The organism is Ilyobacter sp., assembly GCF_041583315.1.
In the GTDB taxonomy this organism is placed as follows: Bacteria; Fusobacteriota; Fusobacteriia; order Fusobacteriales; family Fusobacteriaceae; genus Ilyobacter.
The window spans coordinates 1-2,764 of record NZ_JBFHGC010000392.1; the positions used below are offsets into that span (position 1 = coordinate 1).

The 2,764-nt window shown below is 37.6% G+C and carries 1 protein-coding gene; it reads right to left on the bottom strand.

Features of this window, described 5'->3' with window-relative positions:
* Nucleotides 1–2,681, bottom strand: a 2,681-nt coding sequence (gene secA / locus ABZA26_RS11905; protein ID WP_372714735.1) for a preprotein translocase subunit SecA, incomplete at its 3' end; no start/stop codon positions are given.
* Nucleotides 2,682–2,764: the final 83 nt, after the last annotated feature.

The following is a 2,764-nucleotide window of genomic DNA, read 5'->3' on the forward strand; positions in this document are numbered from 1 at the left end:
CTTCCACAACATTTTTTATATTTTTTTCCGCTTCCACAGGGACAAAGGTCATTTCTACCCACTTTGCTGGAATGTCTCTGAGTTTCTGTATCTTCTGCCGGGGTATCCCCTGCACTGTACTTTACATTTTTAGGAGCTTCTTTTCTTTTGATTTCCAGCTCCTCATCTTCATCTCTTATTCTTATTTTAAACAGGAACGAAGTGGTTTCCTCTTTGATAGTTTTCAGCATCTGATGATATAATTCTCCCGAAAGGAGCTTATACTCTACTATAGGGTCTTTCTGACCGTAAGATCTAAGGTATATACCCTCTCGAAGTGAATCCAGTGTCTTGAGATTCTCTCTCCATCTTGAGTCTACTACTTCAAAAAGCATATATTTTTCAAGCTTTCTCATCATGTCGCTTCCAAAAATAGTTTCTCTTTCCTTATATTTTTCCATAACTTCGTTATATATCTTTTCGCTGTAAGCTTCTACAGTGAGAGACTTATACTCTTCTAGATCCTCGATCTTGTATTCGTAAAGATCATTTATTCTCTCTACAAATCCGTTTATATCCCAGTCTTCCTTATACTCTCCCACTAGTTTCTCCATTGCGAGATCGTAGATAGTACTCTTTAGCATCCCTGTGATAGTAGACTGCAGGTCATCCTTGGCCAGTGCATCATTTCTACTTGTATATATGGCTTCTCTCTGTTTGTTCATTACATCATCAAACTCAAGAAGAGATTTTCTGATACCAAAGTTTCTGGATTCCACTTTTTTCTGTGCATTGGCTATGGCTTTACTTATCATGTTGTGAGTTATAGGTTCTCCCTCTGGGAGTCCTAATTTTTCCATCATGGATTTTACTCTGTCAGAACCAAAGAGTCTCATAAGGTCATCTTCTAAAGACAGGTAAAATTCAGAAGCTCCAGGATCTCCCTGTCTTCCAGATCTACCTCTCAGCTGGTTGTCTATTCTTCTAGACTCATGTCTTTCAGTTCCTAGTATAAATAATCCCCCTGCTTCGAGGACCTTTTGTTTTTCATTCTCACACTGTACCTTATACTTTTTCATCAGTTCTTCATATCTTTCATCGTCTCTTGAAGGTACATCCTCAAGGGCCATAAATTCCGGATTACCACCTAGCATGATATCAGTACCTCTACCTGCCATGTTAGTGGCTATTGTTACGGCTCCGTATCTTCCTGCCTGGGCTACTATCTCAGCTTCCTTTGCATGAAATTTTGCATTCAGAACATTGTGAGGTATCCTTCTTTTTTCAAGGTGGCTGGCTAACATCTCAGAGCTAGATATTGAGATGGTTCCTACAAGTACAGGCTGCCCTTTTTTATGAAGTTCCTCTATTTTATCAAAAATAGCATTTATTTTTTCTGCATGAGTTTTATACACAAGATCCGGATTATCTTTTCTGATGACAGGTTTATTAGTAGGTATAACTACTACTTCCAATCCGTATGTATGCATAAATTCCGATGCTTCAGTTTCTGCAGTACCTGTCATTCCAGAAAGTTTATTGTACATTCTGAAATAATTTTGAAGAGTTATACTTGCCAGGGTTTGATTTTCTCCTGCAATAGTTACTCCCTCTTTTGCCTCTAGAGCCTGGTGAAGTCCGTCTGAATATCTTCTTCCATCCATTGCTCTTCCTGTAAACTCATCTATTATTATTACCTCTCCCTCTCTCACAAGGTAGTCTCTGTCCCTTTTAAAAAGTTCCTTACTTCTGAGAGCCTGATTCATATAATGTGTAAGCTCTACATTTTCAGGAGAGTAGAGGTTGTCTATCTTCATTATTTCTTCTATTCTCTTTATTCCCTTTTCTGTAAGAGTTATGTTATGTGATTTTTCATCCACTTCATAATCTCCCCATTTTTCATCTGGAATATTCATTTCTTTCTTTTTCTTCGGATCTTTTATTGTCTCTGTTTCATAGCTTCTTACCAGCATCTGAGAGACCTGATAAAATATTTTGTACCATTTTGCAGTATCTTCAGCTGGTCCGGATATTATTAGAGGAGTCCTAGCCTCATCTATCAGTATGGAATCCACCTCATCCACTATACAGAAATTAAGTTTTCTCTGTACTTTATCTTCTAGTTTGCTTACCATGTTATCTCTCAAATAATCAAATCCAAACTCTGAATTTGTACCGTAAACGATATCACACTCATAAGCTGCCTTTCTCTCTTGGACAGGCATACTATTTAATATAACACCTGAAGACAGACCCAAAAATTCATAGATCCTTCCCATGAGTTCTCTATCTCTCTTTGCCAGGTAATCATTTACCGTTACCAGATGCACATTGTCCACCAGTGCATTGAGGTATACAGGACAAGTTGCCACAAGGGTCTTACCCTCACCTGTTTTCATCTCAGTTATTTTCCCTTCGTAAAGGACAACTCCACCTACAAGCTGTACATCATAATGTCTCATTCCGAGAACCCTTTTAGAGGTTTCTCTCACTACTGCAAAAGCTTCTACAAGAATATCATCAAGAGTTTCACCCTTTGATAGTCTTTCTCTGAACTCTACAGTTTTACCTTTTAAGTCTTCGTCGGAAAAACCCTCAAACTGTGGTTCCAGCTTGTTGATTTCATCCACTATTTTCATTATTCTTTTTATTTCTCTGTCATTTTTTGTTCCAAATACTTTCTTCATTAACGACCCAATCATTATAGCTTACCTCTTTCCATAAGTAGTATAATCTAACCCATTATCTATGTTATCACAAAGATATACTCAAGTCAATAAAACCC